Origin of the sequence: Nioella sp., from assembly GCF_965215655.1 — a bacterium.
Taxonomy (GTDB): Bacteria; Pseudomonadota; Alphaproteobacteria; order Rhodobacterales; family Rhodobacteraceae; genus Nioella.
Genome location: NZ_OZ244111.1, coordinates 3,665,102 through 3,685,805, shown reverse-complemented (window position 1 = coordinate 3,685,805; position 20,704 = coordinate 3,665,102). Strand labels below are relative to the sequence as shown.

Sequence of the window (20,704 nt, the reverse complement as noted above, 5' to 3'; positions counted from 1 at the left end):
CGCGTGAGGCCCGCTTTGGCCGGATTCGACCGGTATCGAACCCTTGGTCGTGGGCCTTCAGCGCTATTCGTTAGACATTGAACCCACGAAGGGAACCGACACATGGCAAATTCGCCTCAGGCCAAGAAACGCGCCCGCCAGAACGAGCGTCGCTACGCCGTCAACAAAGCCCGCCGCTCTCGCATCCGCACCTACCTGCGCAAAGTGGAAGAAGCCATCGCATCCGGCGATCAGGCTGCTGCCACTGCTGCCCTGCGCGAAGCTCAGCCCGAACTGATGCGTGGCGTCACCAAGGGCGTCCTGCACAAGAACACCGTTGCCCGCAAGATGTCGCGCCTGTCGGCCCGCGTGAAAGCGCTTGGCGCCTGAGGCAAGGCTGCAACACCTTGAAAATAAGGCGTCCCATTGGGGGCGCCTTTTTGTTTGGCGAAATTTCCTTGTTCTCGGCACCCTTAGAATGGGCCCGGCGGATTCGTTTCCAGATAGCTCAGAGTCAAGCGCGAAGTTTCGTTGAAAGGGCCGTGTGAGTCCCGCTAGCTTGGGTTTCAGCGATTCACATAGTCTGGGGGGACATCGGGCGCGGATAGGCTGAGGGGAAACTCTCTTGGGGACGGATTTACCCTATCGCCGCGCCTGAGGCCTGAAGATCTGGTTCAGTTGGCACTGTATCACGATTTTCAGGGTGTGTCTGTGGCCAGTCGGGACCAAACCGACGCCAAAGCGCACTTCCGGAGACCTCCAACCTGGGAATATTCGCACGAATCACCACACGGCCGTCAGAGCCGGGTGAGCGGATGTGTTTGCCAGGTCCGGGGTATCTGATCGGCCGATTTCGGCCGCCTCCCTTTCTTGCGCATGGCGGGGCAAGGTGCGGGTTCCGCATCAGTCATGCGCAGGGTGACACGGACTGCGGGGATCGTGAAGGCAAAGGGTTAGGGCGACAAACGGATCGCCCGCACAGGTCCGCAAAGGGCCGTGTTCTAAGAATGACGGGAACAGGATGACACAAGACGAATGGGGACACGTTCGGGGCGAACTGCTGAAATCAGTCGGAAAGAACAATTTCTCGGCCTGGATAGAGCCGATCGCATTTGACGGTATCGAAGACCGCACCGCGCAGCTTGTCGTTCCGACCAGCTTTATCGGCACCTGGGTGTCCCAGCATTTCGGTGACGTGATCCTGCGGCACATGATGTCGGCAGGCGCCGAGGTCGACCGGATCGAGTTTTCCGTCGATGCGCAAGGCCGGGCCAATGGCGTGACCAAGGTTGAACCCCTGGCCAAGCCGGCCCCCAAACCGTCCGTGAATGGCACGCGCTCCGCGCCTGCCACCCCCCCTGCGCAGGAGCTGCCGGAATCGACCCTGAACGCCAATTTCACCTTTGCCGATTTCGTCGTCGGCAAGCCCAATGAGCTGGCCCATGCCGCCGCGCGCCGTGTGGCCGAGGGCGGCCCGGTCTCGTTCAATCCGCTGTTCCTCTATGGCGGCGTCGGCCTTGGCAAAACGCACCTGATGCACGCCATCGCGTGGGAGCTGCGCAACAACAAGCCCGATCTCAAGGTCATCTACCTGTCGGCGGAACAGTTCATGTACCGCTTCATCCGCGCCCTGCGCGATCAGGACACGCTGTCGTTCAAGGAAGTCTTCCGCTCGATCGACGTGCTTATGGTCGATGACGTGCAGTTCATCGCCGGCAAGAACTCCACGCAGGAGGAATTCTTCCACACCTTCAATGCGCTGGTGGAACTGGGCAAGCAGATCATCATTTCCGGCGACCGCGCGCCCGTGGATATGGAAGAGCTGGACAATCGCATCGCCTCCCGCCTGCAATGCGGCCTTGTCGTCGACCTGCACCCCACGGATTACGAGCTGCGGCTCGGCATCCTGCAACAGAAGGTCGAGGCACAGCGCGAACGTACCCCCGATCTCAAGATCGCACCGGGCGTGCTGGAATTCATCGCGCATCGCATTTCGTCCAACGTGCGAGTTCTGGAGGGTGCGCTAACCCGGCTCTTCGCCTTCGCCGACCTGATCGGCTGCGAGATCACCATGGACCTGACGCAGGAATGCCTGTCCGACATCCTGCGCGCGTCTGACCGCAAGGTCACCATGGATGAGATCATCAAGAAGACCTGCGAACACTACCACCTGCGCCAGTCCGACCTGATGAGCCCATCCCGCGCCCGCAACATCGCGCGGCCCCGGCAGATGGCTATGTATCTGTGCAAGAAGCTGACCACCCGCAGCCTGCCCGAGATCGGGCGCAAATTCGGCGGGCGCGATCACACCACGATTCTGCATGGCGTGCGCAAGATCGAGGAACTGATCTCGGTCGACAGCCAGATCGCCGAGGACGCGGAACTCCTGCGGCGGATGCTGGAAGCCTGATCGCCCTTCTTCTTGGCGAAAATCCTCCGGGGGTGCGGGGGCAGCGCCCCCGCACGGGTCGACGCGAGATGCGCGGCGAAACCCGGCATCTCGCCTCATTTCCCCGGTTTTTTCCACCCGCCCCATTGACCTTGGCCCGGCATTGGGGACACTCGAAAAAACACTTGTGCTTGCGGGCAGACAGGCTACCCTCGCCGCCCCGCATACCGTCGGAGCCAGGGACATGAAAATCAGTATCGAACGCGCGGCATTGCTCAAGGCCGTATCGCAGGCCCAGTCCGTTGTGGAACGCCGCAACACCATTCCGATCCTTGCGAATGTGCTGATCGAGGCCGAGGGCGACACCGCCAGTTTCCGCGCGACCGACCTCGATATCGAGGTGGTGGACAAGACCAATGCCGTGGTCGAACGCCCCGGCGCCACGACGGTGTCCGCCGTCACCTTGCATGAAATTGTGCGCAAGCTTCCTGACGGCGCGCTTGTGCAGCTCTCTGACGACGGCACCTCCGGACGGCTCGAGGTCAATGCGGGCCGCTCCGCCTTCCAGCTGGCGACGCTGCCGCGCGAAGATTTCCCGGTGATGACTTCCTCGGAATACAGCGCCAATTTCTCGGCCAAGGCGCCCGATTTGCGCAGGCTCTTTGACAAGTCGAAATTCGCGATCTCGACCGAGGAAACCCGCTATTACCTCAATGGCGTCTACATGCATGTGGCGCAAGGCGAGGACGGCCCGGCGCTGCGCTGCGTGGCGACCGATGGCCACCGGCTGGCCCGCGTGGACATGCCGCTGCCTCAGGGCGCAGAAAACATGCCCGGCGTGATCGTGCCCCGCAAGACAGTGGGAGAGTTGCGCAAGCTGCTGGATGATGACGAGATGTCGATAGCTGTCTCGGTCTCGGAAACCAAGGTGCGCTTCGCTACGCCGGATATCACCCTGACGTCGAAAGTCATCGACGGTACTTTCCCCGACTACACGCGCGTCATCCCAATGGGCAACACCCGCCGGATGGAAGTCGATGCTAGCGAGTTCGCCAAGGCGGTGGACCGGGTGGCAACGGTGTCTTCCGAACGCTCCCGCGCGGTGAAACTGTCGCTCGACGAAGACCGGCTGATCCTGTCCGTGAACGCCCCCGACAGCGGCGCGGCAGAGGAAGAGCTGGCCGTGGCCTATGGCGATGAGAAGCTGGAGATCGGGTTCAACGCGAAATACCTGCTGGAGATTGCCAGCCAGGTGGACCGCGAAAACGCCGTGTTCCTGTTCAACTCCTCCGGCGACCCGACGCTGATGCGCGAGGGCAATGACACGAGCGCGGTCTATGTCGTGATGCCGATGCGCGTCTGAGGCAAAACGATTTTTGCAAAAATCGTGCCTCCGGCGGGAGTTTTTGAACCAAGAAGAAGGAGAGGGGCATGGCGGGCACTTACGTGCGGGCGCTGAGCCTCTCGCATTTCCGGTCGCATAAGCGGGCGTCCATGGCGCTGGACGGGCGGCCCGTGGCGCTTTTCGGCCCGAACGGGGCCGGCAAGACCAATATCCTTGAAGCGGTGTCGCTGCTCTCGCCCGGTCGTGGGCTGCGCAGGGCGGCGGCAGAGGAAATGGCCCGCAGACCCGAGGCGCTTGGCTGGAAGATCAAGGCCGAGCTGGTCACCGGCGGGCGGTTCCATGAGCTGGAGATGGGGGCCGAGGCGGGGCAATCGCGCAGCCTGAAGATCGACGGCAAGCCCGAGCCGCAACTGGCGCTAGCGGGGCTTGCTCGGATCGTCTGGCTGATTCCGGCGCAGGACCGGCTGTGGATCGAAGGGGCCGAGGGGCGGCGGCGCTTTCTCGACCGGATGACCATGAGCTTCTTCCCCGATCATGGCGAGGCGGTGCTGACCCATGAAAAGGCCATGCGCGAGCGCAACCGAATGCTGAAGGACATGGTGCGCGACGCCATGTGGTACGAGGCGGTCGAGGCACAGATGTCCGACGCCGCCGCAAGGATCACACGGCACCGGGCCGAGGCTGTGGCGCGGCTGACGGCGGCGCAGGACGGGGCCGAAACCGCCTTTCCGGTGGCGGCGCTGTCGCTGATCGAGGGCGACGGCAGCGAGGGGTTGGTGACAGCCGATGACTTCGCCACGGCGCATATGCAATCCCGCCCCCGCGACATGGCAGCTGGCCGCAGCCTGATTGGCCCGCATCGCAGCGATCTTGGCGCGGTCTATGCGGTGAAACAGACCGAGGCGCGGCTCTGTTCGACGGGCGAACAGAAAGCGCTATTGATCTCGCTTATCCTCGCCAACGCCCGCGCATTGAAGGCCGAGACCGGTGTTGCGCCGCTGGTGCTGCTGGATGAGGTCGCGGCGCATCTGGACGCGGGCAGGCGGGCGGCGCTGTTTGATGAGATCTGCGCGCTTGGCGGGCAGGCCTGGATGACCGGCACGGGGCCAGAGCTGTTCGCGGAACTGGGCGACCGGGCGCAGGCATTCGAGATCACGGAAGCGGACGGATACTCCGCCGTCCGGGAATGGGAGAATAACCAATGACACCGCAACGCATCACCCTCGTCACCCTTGGCGTTGCCGATATGGCGCGGTCCCGGGCATTTTATGAGGCGCTTGGCTGGGAAAGGCACCCTGAAAGCCAGAAGGCGGTGACGTTCTATCAGGCCAACGGGTTTGCCTTCGGGCTGTTCGGGCTGGAGGATCTGGCAAAGGATCAGGGGCGGCCCGGTGCGGCGCTCGGTATCGGCGGATCGACCCTGGCCCAGAACTTTGCGACCGAGGCCGAGGTTGATGCGGCCTATGCCCGCGCGCTGGCCGCAGGGGCCGCGCCGATGAAGGCACCGGAGAAAGTCTTCTGGGGCGGCTATTCGGGCTATTTCGCCGACCCCGACGGCCATGTCTGGGAACTGGCGATGAACCCTTACTGGCCGCTGAACGCCGATGGCAGCCTGACCTTGCCGGGGCCAAGCGATGCAGATTGAAGCCATCCACGAGATCGACCTGACACGAGGGCAGGACACGGAAATCGCCGCGCTGCTCACCCGTGCTTTTGGCGAGGATGCTGGCTATGGCTCCATGTCCTTCTACAACCAGCGACACCACCTGCGGCTTTTGGCACGACTCGACGGGGTGCTGGTGGGCCGCTTTGCGCTTGCCTATCGGTGGATACGGATGGGCGATGAACGCGTGCAGATCGTCGGTATTGGTGAAGTGGCGACGGATCCCGACCATCGGGGCAAGGGCATCGCCACGGCTTTGATGACAGCCAGCAAGGAGCGTGCCAGCGCCACTCTTGCCGATTTCCTCGTGCTGTTCGGTGTGCGCCCGCTATACGAGGGAACGGGATTCGCCGCGAAGGACAACATCGTGCGCCACATGGGAATCGAAGATGATCACAGTACCGGTCTCCTCGAGGGGAAAGACACAAAATTGAAGGTTCTTCAGCTCGGGGACATCGAATGGGATGATGCGGCCGTGATCGACCTGCTTGGCCCGAGTTTCTAGGGGCGCCTGATGAGCATTACCGCGTTTGACATGGCGCTCTATGCCGGGGCGCTGTTCGTGCTGTTCCTGACACCCGGCCCGGTCTGGCTGGCACTGGCCGCGCGAACCCTGGCGCATGGGGTCGGCGCGGCGCTGCCGTTGATCCTGGGTGTTGCCCTTGGCGATGTGGCGTGGAGCCTTGTGGCCATTCTGGGCCTGAGCTGGGTCGTGCAGAGCTATGCGGGCATCATGGTCGTCCTGCGCTGGCTGGCCGTCGCGGTCTTTGCGCTGATGGGGCTGTTGATCATCCGGCATGCGGACCAGGGCATCGAGGCCAACAGCCGCCTGAACCGCAAGGGGGCCTGGGCAGGGTTCGTTGCGGGGCTGGCGGCCATTCTGGCCAACCCCAAGGCGATCCTGTTCTACATGGGGATGTTGCCCGGGTTCTTCGATATCTCTCAACTGACCCGGATCGACATCGCGATCATCGCCGCGATCTCCATGGTCGTCCCGGTGATGGGCAATCTGATGTTCGCCGGTTTCGTGGACCGGGCGCGGCGGCTGATCACCTCACCCGGCGCGTTGAAGCGGACCAACCAGATCGCGGGCGGCCTGCTGATCTGCGTGGCGGTCGTGATCGCGCTGACCTAGGCGCGGATTGTCACCCATGCGCTGACGGCAATCGCAATCCCCCAATAGGGCAGCAGCGTCGCGCGGAAGTAACTGACGGAGTCGCCGAGACCGCCAATCAGCGCCACCCCCGCCATGACGTTCACGGCTAGATGGAACAGGATCGCGGGCGCGATGGAGGGGCTGAGATGGGTCATGCCCCCGAGGATCACCGCGTAGGCCATGACATGCGCCGCGAAAAGCGGGATGGGCAGTTCTGATTGGGGAGACTCCACCAGCCATAGCGGCAGGTGCCACATGAACCAGACCGCCCCAACGACCAGCGAGGCCGCGAACCACCCAATTTGGCCTGCCAGCATGGGTTGCATCACGCCACGCCAGCCCAGTTCCTCGCCCAATGGGCCGAGGATCAGGTTGAACAGCACCAGCTTGGTGGCCATTGCGATTGTCAGCAGATGCGCGTCGGGCAGGCCCCCATGCCGATAGGCGGCGATCAGCAGGGCCATGATCGGCGTCAGGGACATGATCCAGACAGGCAGCGGCACATCTCTCAGCATCACTGTCCGCTGCAAGAGCCCTGCAAGCTCTCCGGATCGGGCTGCAAGAATGATCGCGGCAAGGGATGGTCCCCAGACCGCGAGCAGCCAGACCGGCAGACCCCGCGCGGACTCTGGCGACTGCGCCCCCGGAACCCAGTAGATACCCGCGAAAGCGACAAGCGAGATCAGGAAGGTCAGCAGGATGAACGGGGCCAGCACCATCATGCCGCTCCGTCCAATGCCGTCAGGACCGGGGCGAACAGTCCGGGCTTTTCGAGCATGGCTTCACATCCGATCAGGGCGTTGCGGGCAAAGAATACTGCCGTGTCCTGCGCCCATTGCCCGGTCAGAACTTGCCGGGTAATGCGGTGATTGACGGATAGAATGATCTGCGCGGCGTGCTCTGCGGGCATCGGCAGATTGCCGGATTGAGACAGGGCCTCTTCAATCAGCGGTGCGAGAAACTGGTCCTGTGCCTTTTCCAGATAGCCAAGATAGATCGTGATATCGTCCGGTGCGCTCAGGCTATCCTCAACTCCGGCAGTCGCGTCCAGATAGGCCGAGCCTTTCGTCAGCAGGGCACAAAGATCCGGTCCGGTAGCCTGGGCAAGGGCTTTCTGTTCACGCTCCACCAAAGCTTGCATGACCGCCGATTTCGATCCGAAATGATGATAGAATCCGCCGCGCGACAGGCCTGTTTCAGCGCGAATATGCTCTATCTGCACTTCGGCATAGCCATGGTTGAGAAACAGCTTCAGCGCCACATCCAGAATCTGGTCAACCCTGTCTTTGGATGATTTCCGAACGCGCATGGCGGGTCTCCGTGATTCTACCGACACATGTCGGTATAAGGCATTGGCGCCTCTGCCGCAACATCACCACCACCCCCTAAATATTGTGTGTGACCCGTGACATTGCCTGCCGCGCCACGTATAAGAAACCGACAAGAAAAACAGGGGTCTTACATGGCCGAAAACGCGCAGGCACCCACCGAATACGGTGCGGATTCCATTAAAGTTCTCAAAGGGTTGGAGGCAGTCCGCAAACGCCCCGGTATGTATATCGGGGATACGGACGATGGCTCGGGCCTGCACCACATGGTGTATGAGGTCGTGGACAACGGCATTGACGAGGCTCTGGCGGGCCACGCAGACGCCGTCACCGTCACGATTCACGCCGACAGTTCCGTCTCGGTCCGCGACAATGGGCGCGGGATTCCGGTGGGTATTCACGAAGAGGAAGGCGTTTCTGCTGCAGAGGTCATCATGACCCAGCTTCACGCGGGCGGGAAGTTCGACGACAACGCCTACAAGGTTTCGGGCGGTTTGCACGGCGTCGGCGTTTCGGTGGTGAACGCGCTGTCGGATTGGCTCGACCTGCGCATCTGGCGCGACGGCAAGGAACATCACGCGCGGTTCGAACGCGGCGAGACGGTGAAGCATCTGGAGGTTGTGGGCAACGCGAATGGAGAGAAGGGCACCGAGGTGCGCTTCATGTCCTCGACCACCACCTTCTCGAACCTCGAATACAGCTTCAAGACGCTGGAAAACCGGCTGCGCGAATTGGCGTTCCTGAACTCCGGTGTGCGCATCATCCTGCGCGACCTTCGTCCCGCTGAACCGCTGGAATCAGAGCTGTATTACGAAGGCGGCGTGAAGGAATTCGTCCGCTATCTGGACCGCTCCAAGCATTCTGCGATGGAAGAGCCAATCTTCATTACCGGCATCCGCGACGATATCGAGATTGAGGCGGCGCTTTGGTGGAATGACAGCTATCACGAGACGGTTCTGCCCTTCACCAACAACATCCCGCAGCGCGATGGCGGCACCCATCTGGCGGGTTTCCGGGGGGCGTTGACGCGGACGATCAACCTCTATGCCAACTCGACCGGCATCGCCAAGAAAGAGAAGGTCAACTTCACCGGCGACGATGCGCGCGAAGGTCTGACCTGCGTGCTGTCCGTGAAGGTGCCAGACCCCAAGTTCAGCAGCCAGACCAAAGACAAGCTGGTTTCGTCCGAGGTGCGCCCCGCGGTTGAAGGGCTGATGAACGAAAAGCTGCAGGAATGGTTCGAGGAACACCCGAACGAAGCCAAGACCATCGTCAGCAAGATCATCGAGGCCGCCCTGGCGCGCGAAGCTGCCCGCAAGGCCCGCGAGCTGACCCGCCGCAAGACGGCAATGGACGTGGCCAGCCTGCCCGGCAAGCTGGCCGACTGTCAGGAAAAGGATCCGTCGAAATCCGAGATCTTCTTGGTCGAGGGGGACTCTGCCGGTGGCTCCGCCAAGCAAGGCCGCTCGCGCCACAATCAGGCGGTGCTGCCCCTGCGCGGCAAAATCCTGAACGTTGAACGGGCGCGGTTCGACCGGATGCTCGGCAGTCAGGAAATCGGCACGCTTATTACCGCGCTTGGCACTGGCATTGGCCGGGACGAGTTCAACATCGACAAGCTGCGTTACCACAAGATCGTCATCATGACCGATGCCGACGTGGACGGCGCGCATATCCGCACGCTGCTGCTGACCTTCTTCTTTCGGCAGATGCCGGAGATCATTGAGGGCGGCTATCTCTACATTGCACAACCGCCGCTTTACAAAGTCGCGCGGGGCCGGTCCGAAGTCTATCTCAAGGACCAGTCGGCGCTGGAGGATTACCTGATCCAGATGGGGATCGAGGGGACCGTCCTGCGGCTTGTCTCAGGCGAGGAGATCGCCGGTCAGGATCTGGCCCGCGTGGTCGAGGGCGCGCGCAGCTTCAAGCGCGTGCTGGAGGCCTTCCCGACCCATTACCCCCGCCGCATTCTGGAACAGGCCGCCATTGCGGGGGCCTTCGACCCGGGCCGTGCCGATGCCGACCTGCAGCGCGTTGCCGACGATGTGGCCGCGCGGCTGGACAAGGTGGCGCTGGAATATGAACGCGGCTGGCAAGGCCGGATCACCCAGGACCACGGCATTCGCCTGTCCCGCGTGCTGCGCGGGGTGGAGGAGATCCGCACGCTCGATGGCGCTGTCCTGCGCTCAGGCGAGGCGCGCAAGCTGTCGGAAGTGTCGAAACAGACCCGCGATGTCTATCGCGACCCGACACGACTGTCCCGCAAGGACCGGGAAACCATCGTCCACGGGCCAATGGACCTGCTGGAGGCGATCCTGACCGAAGGCGAAAAGGGCCTGACCCTGCAACGCTACAAGGGTCTGGGGGAAATGAACCCCGATCAACTGTGGGAGACCACGCTGGACCCAGAAGCACGGACGCTTCTGCAGGTGAAGGTGGACGATATGGTCGAGGCCGACGATATCTTTACCAAGCTGATGGGCGATGTGGTGGAACCGCGCCGCGAGTTCATCCAGCAGAACGCGCTGAGCGTCGAGAACCTCGACTTCTAGCGCTGCAAGAGGTCTTGCGATTTGAAGCCGGGCGTTGGTTGATGCCATGCCCGGCTCAACTTCCCGAACTGCGTGTTGTGTCCGGATCGCTACAACCTGCGGGGTTCATCATAACGTTCCCCGATCAAGCCTTTGTGTTTTTTGCATTGTGAGCACCTGATAGAACTCCATTCATTGGAGAAATACAGATGATGAAGCGAACCTTTTGCCTGGTTCTCGCCATATGCTCACTCCTTGCGATCTCGCCCGTTCCGGCCATGGCGCAAGGCAATGACACAGCTCAGGCGCGGATGAACGCGGCAAGCGCATTAGAGCACATTCTTACACAAGAAAGAGCGCGCCTTCTGGCGCTTGAGGCGTCGGTCGTCAATCCGATCTGGATCGGCTCGGATGTCACCGACGTCCAGATCTATTCGGAAGCCCAGTTCCGGGACATTCTGAGGACGATCGCCCTTGCCCCTGAAATCGCGCGATACAATGAAAACCGGCTGACGCACGCAGCCTTGCTCATTGTCAGCATGATCGACAACACGTCTCCCTCCGTCCGTCCCGATGAAATTGTCGACGCGGTTATGACCACGGTGCTGGAACAGGCACCCGTTCAGCGTGCGTCCCTCTTGCAGCGGTTCGACAGCGCCATAGGTCAGGCGCGCGCCGAGTTCGAGCAGGCTCTGATGGACCTCAACCCGGTCATGGACGACCCGAACAATCCCTATGACACGCTTGCAGTGGTTGAGGGCTTTGTCATGATCCCCAATGCAGGCATTCCGGGCCACAATGTCCAAAATCCGACGTTGCCCCTGCCGCAATGCCTGGCACGATGCAGGGAATTGCCTTGGTGCATTACCGTCGATTTTCAACGGGGGAACAACACCTGCTATCTGCAGGATGTTTCGGGGTTGCGGGCCGATATCCGCTATGACTACGGCGGCAATCCCTATGACCACTATGCGCTGGTCGAGCGGCTGGAGCGCTAGCAAACCCGCTAGCCGCCGGTTTGGAGGTCGGCGGCCTGCATGCGTTTCGGCCCGGTGCCGACCCGCCTTGAAAGGAGATTCGGATGTCACTCAAATCCGCGCTGGCTGCTGGCACGCTTTGTTTAGCTCTTACATCCCCGGCGCTTGCACAGCAGGACGCGGCGATCGAAGCGATGCAGGATTACCTGATGTTCGCCGAGGAAACGGCGGGCATCATCTTGCCACAGCAGATTGACCAGACCGTGTTCGATGCCGCGCTCTTCGTCGACACCCGCAGCGCGGCGCAACATGCCGAGGCGACCATCCCCGGAGCGATTCATATCGAATGGCGCGAGGTGCTGGACCGGATTGACGAGATCCCCGAGACCCGGATGACCATCCTGTTCTGCAACACCGGCGCGCGCTCTTCGCAGGCCACATTCGCGTTGCGCGTGGCGGGGCGAACCAACGTGGTCGTCATGCAATCGGGCTTTGAGGGCTGGCAGAGGGACGCGGCCTATCATCCCTGAGGACGTGGGCCGCGCCACTGATCAGATCACGATATTGAACGTCTGACGCACCGCGACGTCGATCTCGGGCGAGATCAGGTTCGGCGCGCTGGAAAGGATCGCCTGTTTCCTGGCCGTCGCGGCGTCCAGCAGCATCGGTTTGCCGGCTTCTGCCCATTCCTTGGGGCTCATCCGGTTGCCGTATTTCGGATAGACGAAGTCCGATTCCATCCGCGCCAGCGTCCGGTCGGTGCCGAGGTAGTGGCCCGGCCCGCCAAGGCAGACCTCGGCCATCTGATCGAGGGCCAGCGTCTCGTCATCCACCTCGATCCCGCGCACGCAGCGCAGGGCCTGGCCGATCAGGTCATCACCCAGGATCAGCGACTCATGGCAGAAGCCGAGCAGCGAGGCATGCATCCCCGCCGCCTCGTAAACCATGTTCACCCCCGACAGCCCGGCCATGACGTTGGAACACATCTGTTCCCATCCAGCCTGCATGTCTGGCAGCTTGCTATCCGAAGCGCCTGCGGCAGCCCCGCCCGGCAGACCATAGAACTGGTGCATCTGCGCGCAGCCCGCCGTCAGAAGCGCCTGTTCACCGGACCCGATCGACATGGCCCCTGTGCGCAGGTCCAGCCCGAAGGGCCAGGTGCCCATGATCGCCGGATGCCCTGGCGCGATGGCGTTGACATAGACGAGCCCAGCCAGACACTCGGCAACCCCCTGCGTGATCGCCCCTGCGATGGTCGAGGGCGCCGTGGCCCCAGCCATGCCAGCCGACAGCAGAAGGATCGGCATTCCGCCGCGAATGCAGGCCTCCATTGTTTCGCAGCTTTCGGTTGCGAAGGTCATCGGCGGCACAACAAAGCAGTTGGAGTTCGAGATGAAGGGCCGTTCCCGATAGGCCGCCTCGCCACCCGCCAGCATATAGATCAGCTCGAAACACTTCTCGACATGGGACGGGTCCGAGAAGGAGGTGCCGATATGCTTGGTGGTGCCTGCAACTGCGCCGTAGATGGTGTTCAGATCCATATCGAGGTTATCGGGAATATCCCGGCACACCATGGGCCGCTGGAAGAAATGGATATTGTCCAGCGCCTGCGTGATCCGGGCCGCGTCATGCAGATCCTGCGCGGTGGATTCGCGGTAGCTGTTGGTTTCCAAATCGACCAGATGCACCGCCGCGCCTGCTGTTCCAAAATGGGTGTTGGTGCCGGACAGGTGCATGTCATATCGCGGATCGCGCCCACACAGGGTGATATCGCGCGCCGCCATGGCCAGCGTGTCCTCAACCAGGGCAGCGGGGAACCTGATACGCCCGTCATCGCCAAGGATCGCCCCGGCCCCGGTCAGGATCTCGATGCCCGACTCCGGTGCCCCCGACAGGCCGATGGTTTCCAAAGCTTGAAGCGCGGCCTTGTGGATGCGCTCGATACTCGCATCCGTCAGGGGTTTCAAAGTGCCGCCGGGCATGCCAGGCCGGATGGACCGGGTGTGTTCCGCGGGCGGTGCCGAGCGAAGGGCCTTGCGGGCGGCGCGGCCACCGGATCGGCGGCTACGCGCTTGGGGTTCTGTTGCCTCAGTCATCTGCCATTCCTCCATTCAGCAGAATGTCGATATCGTCACCCGAGGCCGATTGTTTCAGCGGCTCGAAATGTCCGTCGTTCAGCATCGCGCCCATGCAATCGCGGATCGCGGCATGGGTCACGCGGGCGATCTGGCTGCCGGTTGAAATTCGACGCACGCCCATGGCGGCCATTTCGGCCACCGTCATGTCTTTCAAGGGTCCGGCGGCCAGCGCGTTGACCGGGGCCGAAACCGAGGCCAGCACCTGCGCCAGTTCTGACTTTCCCGGCGGACCAGGCAGATAGAGGCAATCGGCCCCTGCCGCCTCGAATGCCTGCAAACGGTGGATGCCCTCGGCCAGGTCATAGGTGCCGTTCATCACGCCATCGGCGCGGGCCACCAGCACGAAGGGCCGGCCAAGACCGCGGGCGGCTGATGCTGCGGCGCGGATCCGCTCCAACGCCAGATCGAATTCATAGGCCGGGTTGTCTGCCACCATTTGCGTGTCTTCGATCCCGCAGCCCGAAAGACCCGCCTCTGCCGCCAACCGGATGGTCTCGGCCACACCGTCAGGGTCATCGGCAAAGCCGTTCTCAAAGTCGCCCGATACCGGCAGGCCGGTCGCCGCGACGATATCTTCCGCGTGGGCCAGTGCCTCGTCCCGCGTGATGGTGCCCATGTCAGGCCGCCCAAGGGTGAACGCCTGCGCCGCCGAGGAGGTGGCCAAGGCCTGCGCGCCCATGGCCGCCATCATCCGGGCCGATCCGATATCCCACGGGTTCGGGATCACGAAACAACCCGCGCTATGCAGCTCTGCAAACCTGTCGTGGCGGGCAGTCAGCCTCATGCCTTCACCCGTTCGGCCTTGGGGTCATACATCGGTTTCAGGCTGGCAATCGCCTTGTGCCGTTTTCCGGCGATCTCGATCTCGTAGCTGGATGCCAGCACATCCGCCGCGCTTTCGCCTTCGCAGGGCACATAGCCAAGCCCCACAGCCGCCCCGAGGAAATGACCGTAATTGCCAGAGGTCAGATAGCCGACCATTTTTCCATCACGCACAATCGCCTCGTTGTGGAAGAGCATCGGTTCCGGGTCTTCCAGCAGGAACTGCACCAGCCGCCGTTGCAATCCTTCCTCACGCTTCTTCAACACCGCATCGCGGCCGATGAAATCGCCCTTGTCTGCCTTGACCGCAAAGCCGAGCCCCGCCTCCAGCACGTGATCCTCATCGGTGATGTCATGGCCAAAGTGGCGGAAGGCCTTTTCCGTCCGGCAGCTGTCCAGCGTGTGCAGACCGCACAGCTTCAGGCCCATCCCGGCGCCCGCCTCTTCCAGTGCCTCGAACACGTGGCATGCCATGTCGGAGGAGACGTAAATCTCCCACCCGAGCTCGCCCACATAGGTCACGCGATGCGCGCGGGCCAGTCCCATGCCGATCTCGATCTCGCGCGCCATACCAAAGGGATGCGCCTCGTTCGAGAAATCATCGGGGCTGACCGCCTGCATCAACTCACGCGATTTCGGGCCCATCACACAAAGCACCGCCTCAGACGCGGTCACATCGGTGATCACGACGAACTCATCCCCCAGATGCCGCCGCAGCCAAGCGAGATCGCGTTGCAGGGTCGCCCCCGGCACCACGAGGAAGAAGGCCGTCTCGGACAGGCGCGTCACGGTCAGATCGCACTCGATGCCGCCGCGATTATTCAGCATCTGGGTGTAGACGATCTTGCCCGGTGCCACGTCCATGTCAGCCGCGCAAAGCCGCTGAAGGAAGGCCAGAGCATCGCGCCCCTCGACCCGGATCTTGCCGAAGCTGGTCATGTCAAAGAGGCCCACACCCTCACGCACCGCCATATGCTCGGCCTTGTGGTTCTCGAACCAGTTCTGGCCCTTCCAGTCGTAGCGGTATTCACGTTCCTGACCGTCGAAGGCGAACCAGTTGGCGCGTTCCCACCCGGCCATCTCGCCAAAGACCGCACCGCGCGCTTTCAGGTGCTCATGCAACGGCGACCGGCGCACCCCGCGCGAGGTTGTGACCTGCAGGTAAGGATAGTGATCAGCGTAGAGCAGGCCGAGCGTTTCGCTGACCCGTTCCTTCAGATACTTGCGGTTTTTCTGGAATGGCTGCGCCCGGCGGATGTCGGATTCCCACAGGTCGAAGGGTGGTTCGCCATCCTCCATCCACTGCGCCAGCGCCATGCCTGCCCCGCCGGAGGACACGATGCCAATGGAGTTGTACCCGGCGGCGACCCAATACCCGCGCAGCTCAGGCGCTTCGCCCAGATAGTAACGGTCATCGGGGGTGAAGCTTTCCGGCCCGTTGAAGAAGGTGTGGATGCCCGCTGTTTCGAACATTGGCATCCGGTTCATGGCCATTCCCAGAATGGGCTCGAAATGGTCGAAATCCTCTGGCAGGCTGTCGAACTCGAAATCCTCGGGGATGCCGTTCATGCCCCAGGGCTTGGCCTTAGGCTCAAAGGCCCCCAGCATCATCTTGCCCGCGTCTTCCTTGTAGTAAGCGCATTCGTCGGGCACCCGCAGCACCGGCAGGCGGTTCAGCCCCTCGATGGCTTCGGTCACAAGGTAGAAATGCTCGCAGGCATGAAGCGGCAGGGTCACGCCAGACGCCGCTGCCAGGTTTCGGCCCCACATACCGCCGCAATTCACCACCAGATCAGCGGCGATATGCCCGGCATCGCCGCCGCTTTCCCAATCGACGCCCGTGACCGCGCCATTTGCCTGGGTCACGCCCGTGACCTTCACGCCCTCGATCACCTGCGCACCGCGCATCCGGGCGCCCTTGGCCAGGGCCATGGCGATATTCGCGGGATCACACTGACCATCGAGTGGCAGATGCACCGCGCCCACGACGTCAGAGACATTGAGATGCGGATACATCTCCTTCACCTGCTCGGGCGAGATCTCGGCCACATCCACGTCAAATGCGCGGGCCAGAGTGGCCTGCCGAAGAATTTCTTCATACCGGTGCTCGGTCAGCGCGACGGTGATGGACCCGTTCTGCCGCATCCCCGTGGCAACGCCGGTCTCTTCCTCCAGTTTCACGTAAAGATCGGCGGAATACTTCGCCAGACGGGTGGCGTTCTGGCTGCCGCGCAGCTGACCGATCAGGCCCGCCGCGTGCCAGGTCGTGCCGCAGGTCAGAACCTTGCGTTCCAGCAGCACAATGTCTTTCCAGCCCAGTTTCGCCAGATGATAGGCAACCGAACAGCCGGACACGCCGCCACCGATAATGACAACACGCGCGTGGGAGGGGATCTTGGACATCTACTTGTTCCTCAGACGATCTTGTGGCCTGCGGCGGTCAGCCGCCGGGCAAGTTCAGCAATATGGGCGGGGCTAACCTCGCAGCAGCCCCCGACAATCGTGGCGCCTGCATCGACCCAGCCCATGGCAAAGTCAGCGTACTCGGCAGGGCCGAGATCCTTGCGGGCGCTCAGCGCATCCACGGTCGGGCGATCCTGAAGAAAGCCATCGGAGATCCTCGTGAACCCGTTGGCATAGGCCCCAATGGGCAGCCCAAGCGGCCTGAGGAGTGTCAATGCCGTACATATGGCTTCGGGGCGGGAGCAGTTGACCAGCACTGCGTCGGGGTGGAACGCTTCCACCACTGCTGCAAGCTGCGTTAACGTCTCGCCAGACCGCAACAGCGTGCCGTTCTCATCATCGACCGACACAGACAGCCAGACCGGCAGCTTGGTCCCGGCGCAGCCTGCCAGTGCACCGCGCGCCTGCAGGAGCGACGACACGGTTTCGATCAGGAACAGGTCAACCCGCCCTTCCATCAGGCGCACCAGTTCCGCATAGGCGGTCGCAGCCTCGTCCTCAGGCGGGCAGAGGTCGGGCCGGTAGGAGGCGCGCAGCGGCCCAAGCGACCCGGCAATCCGGCCACCGCCATGGGCATCGCGCGCAGCTTCCACCTCGGCCAGAGCCGTTTCGATCAGATCGGCAAAGCAATCTTCCAGACCTTCAGGGCGCAGCCGGTCGCGCAACACTGAATAGGTGTTGGTGGTGGCAATGGTCGCGCCCACGTCGAAGTAGTCGCCATGGACTGCGCGCACCAGCTTTGGCCGGTCCAGCATCACCGAAGTGGACCACAGCGGCGTCGGACGATCCCCGGCGCGGTGCACCAGTTCCTGCCCGATAGACCCGTCCAGAAGGGTGACCGCCGTCACGCACGCAGCCTTTCGTTTTCCGGGTCCCATAGCGGGCGGTCTTCCTGCACCACCGCACGGAACCGTTCGCCATATATCTCCACCTCCAGTTCCGTACCCGGAACGGCCAGATCGGCCCGCACCATGCCAAGCGCGACCGACGCCCCCACGCGGTAGCCCCAGGCCCCGGACGTGGTTTCGCCCACGATCTGCCCGTCATGCCAGAGGCAGGACATGTAAGGTGCGTCGCAATCGCCCGCGTCCACGATCAGCGTGACGAAGCGCTTCTTCGATCCCTGCTGTTTCTCGGCCATCAGCGCGGCCTTGCCAGTGAAATCCTGCGGCTTGTCGAGCTTCACGAACCGGTCGAGCCCGCCTTCGAAGAGGGAATAATCAGTCGAAAGGTCGCCCTTCCACGCGCGATAGCCCTTTTCGATCCGCAGGGAATTCAGCGCCCACATGCCGAAGGGCTTGGCGCCCGCGTCGATGATCGCCTCGTAGATCGCGGGCATGTCTTCGTTCGCGGCATGGACCTCCCAGCCCAGTTCCCCGGTAAAGGAGACCCGGATCAGGAAGGCGGGTTTTCCGGCGACGGTTGCATGCTGATGGGTCAGCCAGCCTTGCGTCAGGTCCGCATCGGTCAACCCGGCCAGCACATCGCGCGAGGTCGGCCCCGCCACAATCAGACAGTCCCGGTCGCGGGTGGTCTCGGTCACGGTGACGCCCTCGGGCACCGACCGTTTCACCAATTCCCCGTCATGCCACTGGGCCGTTGCCGCCGTGATCAGGACGAAGCTGTTTTCCTCCAGCCGGATACAGCTCATCTCGGTCAGGATGCGGCCCCGATGGTCAGAGACATAGATCAGGCCGATCCTCCCTACCTTGGGAATGCCCCCGGTGCAGAAGCCGCGCAGCCATTCGTCTGCGCCTTCGCCCTTCACCCAGAAGCGAGAGAAGCCGGGAAGATCGAGCACGCCACAGGCATCGCGCACCGCCTCGCATTCTTCCTTGATCCGCTGCTCCCAAGGACCAGAGCGGCCCCAGGTGTGTGTGCTGTCCTCGCTGGTGTCGTCACCGGGCTGCGCGATCCAGTTGGCCCGTTCCCACCCGTTATAGTCGCCCATCACGCCGCCGAGCGCTTTCACTTTGTCATGCACTGGCGACAGCTTGCGGTCCGGCGCGGCGGGCCAGCGGTGCCAGGGGAAATGCATGGCGTATTCGTTGCCGTATACCTCCATCCCCTTGGCGACGCAGTACTCGTGGTCGGTGTAGTCGGTGTAGCGGCGCGGATCGCAGGCCCACATGTCCCATTCGGTCGCGCCATCGACGATCCATTCCGCCAGAACCTTGCCGGCCCCGCCACCCTGCGCGATCCCGAAGGTAAACACGCAGGCCTCGAAGGCGTTTTTCACGCCGGGCATCGGCCCGAGCAGCGGCATCCCGTCCGGCGCGTAGGGGATCGGGCCGTTGATGATGCGGCTGATCCCGGCGGTTGCGGCCAGCGGTACACGCTCCATCGAATCCGCAACGATGTCCTCGATGCGCTCAAGATCATCCGTCCAAAGCTGGAAGCTGAAATCGTTCGGCACCTCATCGGGCGATCCAGCCCATTCCGCCTTACAATTCGGTTCATACGGGCCGATGTTGAACCCGTGCTTTTCCTGCCGGAAGTAGTAGGACACGTCCACATCGCGCAGAAGCGGCAGCTTGCGGCCGTTTTCCTTGCTCCATGCCTCGACCTCGGGGATTTCTTCGGTCAGCACGTATTGATGGCTCATCACCATCATCGGCACGGTGCGCCCGCCATAGGGCTTGAACCATTCGCCCACCTGCTGCGCGTAATAACCCGCGGCGTTCACAACGTAGTCGCAGGCGATATCGCCCTTGTCGGTGTGGACGATCCAGCTGCCATCCTCTTTCTGCGTCACACCCGTCGCGGGGCAGAAGCGGATGATCTTTGCCCCCATGTCGCGCGCGCCCTTGGCCAGCGCCTGCGTCAGCTGCGCCGGGTCGATATCGCCATCGTTCGGATCATAGAGCGCGCCCTTGATGTCATGCGTCTCAATGAACGGATAGCGCTCCTTCACCTCCTCAGGCGTCAGGATCTCAAGGTTCATGCCCTGTTGCAGGCCCATCCCCTTGGCGCGTTCGAACTCCTGCATCCGCTCTTTCGAATGCGCCAGCCGGATCGAGCCGGTCTGGTGATAGTTCATCGGGTAATCCACCTCTTCGCCCAAGCGCGCATAAAGCTCGGTCGAATAGCGCTGCATGTTCATGACGGCCCAGGATGTCGAGAAGGTCGGCACGTTCCCCGCCGCGTGCCAGGTCGATCCGGCCGTCAGCTCGTTTTTTTCCAGCAGAACGCAGTCGGTCCAACCCTTCTTGGCAAGGTGATAGAGGCTCGACGCACCAACGGCACCGCCCCCGATGATGACGACCTTTGCGGATGTGGGGAAATCAGCCATGGCGGATCCTTTCAATAGACGGGGGGTGAGATCACCCAGATTGCGACGGCGGGCTCATCATAGGGATTGGCCCAACGGTAAGACTGGTCGCGCACGCGAAAACTGTCGCCCGCGCGAATGGTGAAAGCGTCGTCATCGAGCCAGATGTCCAGCTTGCCCGACATGACGAAGGCCAGTTCCTGAGTGGGGCGGGAGGTCCGCTCCATGCGCGACGATCCGGGTTGAAATGTCGAGTGCACCACTTCGAAGGAATCTGTCAGATCGGGCGACAGCAGCGCCTCGACCAGCCCGCCATCCTGCTCGCCCACCTTCCGGCGATTGGCGGCGCGCACCACGCGGCCCATCTCGTTTTCCGGGCCTGTGGCCTTGCCGAAGAACAGCGACAGGGGCACTTCGTAGATCTTCGCAATCTCGCGCAGGTCGCTGACGCGGGGGGTGGAGATATCGCGTTCCACCTGGCTGATCCAACCGACCGATTTGCCCAACCGCTCGGCCATATCCTCCAGCGTCAACCCGCGCAGCTTGCGCAGGGATCTGAGGTCAGCTCCGAGGGAGGGATGTTGCATGGTTCAGTCGACGTCCGTGAAATTTCGCTTGAAACATTCACAATGCGCCCGTGAA

At 62.6% G+C, this 20,704-nt stretch carries 18 protein-coding genes; 10 read left to right on the top strand and 8 right to left on the bottom strand.

Features of this window, described 5'->3' with window-relative positions:
- The first annotated feature begins 102 nt into the window (after positions 1-102).
- The 7 genes from rpsT (at position 103) to ACOOEX_RS18300 (ending at position 6,511) form a co-directional block, all read left to right on the top strand.
- A complete protein-coding gene (gene rpsT, locus ACOOEX_RS18330; RefSeq protein WP_420396177.1) occupies positions 103-369 on the top strand; it encodes a 30S ribosomal protein S20 in 267 nt (88 codons plus the stop codon).
- A 631-nt stretch (positions 370-1,000) separates the two neighbouring features.
- Positions 1,001-2,389, top strand: coding sequence for a chromosomal replication initiator protein DnaA (gene dnaA, locus ACOOEX_RS18325; RefSeq protein WP_420396176.1), 1,389 nt, complete (start codon positions 1,001-1,003; stop codon positions 2,387-2,389).
- Between the two features lie 223 nt (positions 2,390-2,612).
- Positions 2,613-3,731 (top strand): DNA polymerase III subunit beta, encoded by a 1,119-nt coding sequence (gene dnaN, locus ACOOEX_RS18320; protein WP_420396175.1) that lies wholly within the window; start codon positions 2,613-2,615, stop codon positions 3,729-3,731.
- A gap of 68 nt (positions 3,732-3,799) precedes the next feature.
- On the top strand, positions 3,800-4,918 hold the full coding sequence (gene recF, locus ACOOEX_RS18315; protein WP_420396174.1) for a DNA replication/repair protein RecF: 1,119 nt from the start codon (positions 3,800-3,802) through the stop codon (positions 4,916-4,918).
- Entirely contained in the window at positions 4,915-5,358 is a 444-nt protein-coding gene (locus ACOOEX_RS18310; RefSeq protein WP_420396173.1) for a VOC family protein, read from the top strand. The genes recF and ACOOEX_RS18310 overlap by 4 nt, the downstream gene beginning before the upstream one ends.
- Positions 5,348-5,881 carry a GNAT family N-acetyltransferase gene (locus ACOOEX_RS18305; protein ID WP_420396172.1) on the top strand — a complete coding sequence of 178 codons (534 nt, stop codon included), beginning with the start codon at positions 5,348-5,350 and terminating at the stop codon, positions 5,879-5,881. Before ACOOEX_RS18310 ends, ACOOEX_RS18305 begins: the two co-directional genes overlap by 11 nt.
- A gap of 9 nt (positions 5,882-5,890) precedes the next feature.
- Positions 5,891-6,511, top strand: a complete 621-nt coding sequence (locus ACOOEX_RS18300; protein WP_420396171.1) for a LysE family translocator — start codon at positions 5,891-5,893, stop codon at positions 6,509-6,511.
- Here ACOOEX_RS18300 and ACOOEX_RS18295 read toward each other — a convergent pair.
- A complete protein-coding gene (locus ACOOEX_RS18295) occupies positions 6,508-7,254 on the bottom strand; it encodes a CPBP family intramembrane glutamic endopeptidase (RefSeq protein WP_420396170.1) in 747 nt (248 codons plus the stop codon). The genes ACOOEX_RS18300 and ACOOEX_RS18295 overlap by 4 nt on opposite strands.
- A complete protein-coding gene (locus ACOOEX_RS18290; protein ID WP_420396169.1) occupies positions 7,251-7,841 on the bottom strand; it encodes a TetR/AcrR family transcriptional regulator in 591 nt (196 codons plus the stop codon). Before ACOOEX_RS18290 ends, ACOOEX_RS18295 begins: the two co-directional genes overlap by 4 nt.
- A gap of 153 nt (positions 7,842-7,994) precedes the next feature.
- On the opposite strand from ACOOEX_RS18290, the gene gyrB reads away from it, so the two are divergent.
- From gyrB to ACOOEX_RS18275, 3 genes are all read left to right on the top strand, one after another.
- On the top strand, positions 7,995-10,412 hold the full coding sequence (gene gyrB, locus ACOOEX_RS18285; RefSeq protein WP_420396168.1) for a DNA topoisomerase (ATP-hydrolyzing) subunit B: 2,418 nt from the start codon (positions 7,995-7,997) through the stop codon (positions 10,410-10,412).
- Between the two features lie 290 nt (positions 10,413-10,702).
- Entirely contained in the window at positions 10,703-11,389 is a 687-nt protein-coding gene (locus ACOOEX_RS18280) for a hypothetical protein (RefSeq protein ID WP_420396167.1), read from the top strand.
- A gap of 83 nt (positions 11,390-11,472) precedes the next feature.
- Positions 11,473-11,898: a rhodanese-like domain-containing protein gene (locus tag ACOOEX_RS18275; RefSeq protein ID WP_420396166.1), complete on the top strand. Its 426-nt coding sequence runs from the start codon at positions 11,473-11,475 to the stop codon at positions 11,896-11,898.
- A 21-nt stretch (positions 11,899-11,919) separates the two neighbouring features.
- Here ACOOEX_RS18275 and ACOOEX_RS18270 read toward each other — a convergent pair whose 3' ends face one another.
- From ACOOEX_RS18270 to ACOOEX_RS18245, 6 genes are read right to left on the bottom strand one after another with little or no spacing between them, the layout of a single operon-like run.
- Complete coding sequence (locus ACOOEX_RS18270; protein ID WP_420396165.1) at positions 11,920-13,464, bottom strand: trimethylamine methyltransferase family protein; 1,545 nt, start codon at positions 13,462-13,464, stop codon at positions 11,920-11,922.
- On the bottom strand, positions 13,457-14,290 hold the full coding sequence (locus ACOOEX_RS18265) for an isocitrate lyase/PEP mutase family protein (RefSeq protein ID WP_420396164.1): 834 nt from the start codon (positions 14,288-14,290) through the stop codon (positions 13,457-13,459). The genes ACOOEX_RS18270 and ACOOEX_RS18265 overlap by 8 nt, the downstream gene beginning before the upstream one ends.
- On the bottom strand, positions 14,287-16,731 hold the full coding sequence (locus tag ACOOEX_RS18260) for a GcvT family protein (RefSeq protein ID WP_420396163.1): 2,445 nt from the start codon (positions 16,729-16,731) through the stop codon (positions 14,287-14,289). Before ACOOEX_RS18260 ends, ACOOEX_RS18265 begins: the two co-directional genes overlap by 4 nt.
- Before the next feature lie 11 nt (positions 16,732-16,742).
- Positions 16,743-17,639 carry a homocysteine S-methyltransferase family protein gene (locus tag ACOOEX_RS18255; protein WP_420396162.1) on the bottom strand — a complete coding sequence of 299 codons (897 nt, stop codon included), beginning with the start codon at positions 17,637-17,639 and terminating at the stop codon, positions 16,743-16,745.
- A complete protein-coding gene (locus ACOOEX_RS18250; RefSeq protein WP_420396161.1) occupies positions 17,636-20,083 on the bottom strand; it encodes a GcvT family protein in 2,448 nt (815 codons plus the stop codon). The genes ACOOEX_RS18255 and ACOOEX_RS18250 overlap by 4 nt, the downstream gene beginning before the upstream one ends.
- 11 nt (positions 20,084-20,094) lie before the next feature.
- A complete protein-coding gene (locus ACOOEX_RS18245) occupies positions 20,095-20,649 on the bottom strand; it encodes a helix-turn-helix domain-containing protein (protein WP_420396160.1) in 555 nt (184 codons plus the stop codon).
- Positions 20,650-20,704: the final 55 nt, after the last annotated feature.

Coding starts and splice junctions, on each gene's coding strand:
- gyrB (WP_420396168.1), top strand. CDS start 7,995: ATGGCCGAAAACGCGCAGGCACCCACCGAATACGGTGCGGATTCCATT.
- ACOOEX_RS18265 (WP_420396164.1), bottom strand. CDS start 14,290: ATGAGGCTGACTGCCCGCCACGACAGGTTTGCAGAGCTGCATAGCGCG.
- ACOOEX_RS18295 (WP_420396170.1), bottom strand. CDS start 7,254: ATGATGGTGCTGGCCCCGTTCATCCTGCTGACCTTCCTGATCTCGCTT.
- ACOOEX_RS18305 (WP_420396172.1), top strand. CDS start 5,348: ATGCAGATTGAAGCCATCCACGAGATCGACCTGACACGAGGGCAGGAC.
- recF (WP_420396174.1), top strand. CDS start 3,800: ATGGCGGGCACTTACGTGCGGGCGCTGAGCCTCTCGCATTTCCGGTCG.
- rpsT (WP_420396177.1), top strand. CDS start 103: ATGGCAAATTCGCCTCAGGCCAAGAAACGCGCCCGCCAGAACGAGCGT.
- ACOOEX_RS18290 (WP_420396169.1), bottom strand. CDS start 7,841: ATGCGCGTTCGGAAATCATCCAAAGACAGGGTTGACCAGATTCTGGAT.
- ACOOEX_RS18275 (WP_420396166.1), top strand. CDS start 11,473: ATGTCACTCAAATCCGCGCTGGCTGCTGGCACGCTTTGTTTAGCTCTT.
- ACOOEX_RS18270 (WP_420396165.1), bottom strand. CDS start 13,464: ATGACTGAGGCAACAGAACCCCAAGCGCGTAGCCGCCGATCCGGTGGC.
- ACOOEX_RS18245 (WP_420396160.1), bottom strand. CDS start 20,649: ATGCAACATCCCTCCCTCGGAGCTGACCTCAGATCCCTGCGCAAGCTG.
- ACOOEX_RS18260 (WP_420396163.1), bottom strand. CDS start 16,731: ATGTCCAAGATCCCCTCCCACGCGCGTGTTGTCATTATCGGTGGCGGC.
- dnaA (WP_420396176.1), top strand. CDS start 1,001: ATGACACAAGACGAATGGGGACACGTTCGGGGCGAACTGCTGAAATCA.
- ACOOEX_RS18310 (WP_420396173.1), top strand. CDS start 4,915: ATGACACCGCAACGCATCACCCTCGTCACCCTTGGCGTTGCCGATATG.
- dnaN (WP_420396175.1), top strand. CDS start 2,613: ATGAAAATCAGTATCGAACGCGCGGCATTGCTCAAGGCCGTATCGCAG.
- ACOOEX_RS18280 (WP_420396167.1), top strand. CDS start 10,703: ATGAACGCGGCAAGCGCATTAGAGCACATTCTTACACAAGAAAGAGCG.
- ACOOEX_RS18250 (WP_420396161.1), bottom strand. CDS start 20,083: ATGGCTGATTTCCCCACATCCGCAAAGGTCGTCATCATCGGGGGCGGT.
- ACOOEX_RS18300 (WP_420396171.1), top strand. CDS start 5,891: ATGAGCATTACCGCGTTTGACATGGCGCTCTATGCCGGGGCGCTGTTC.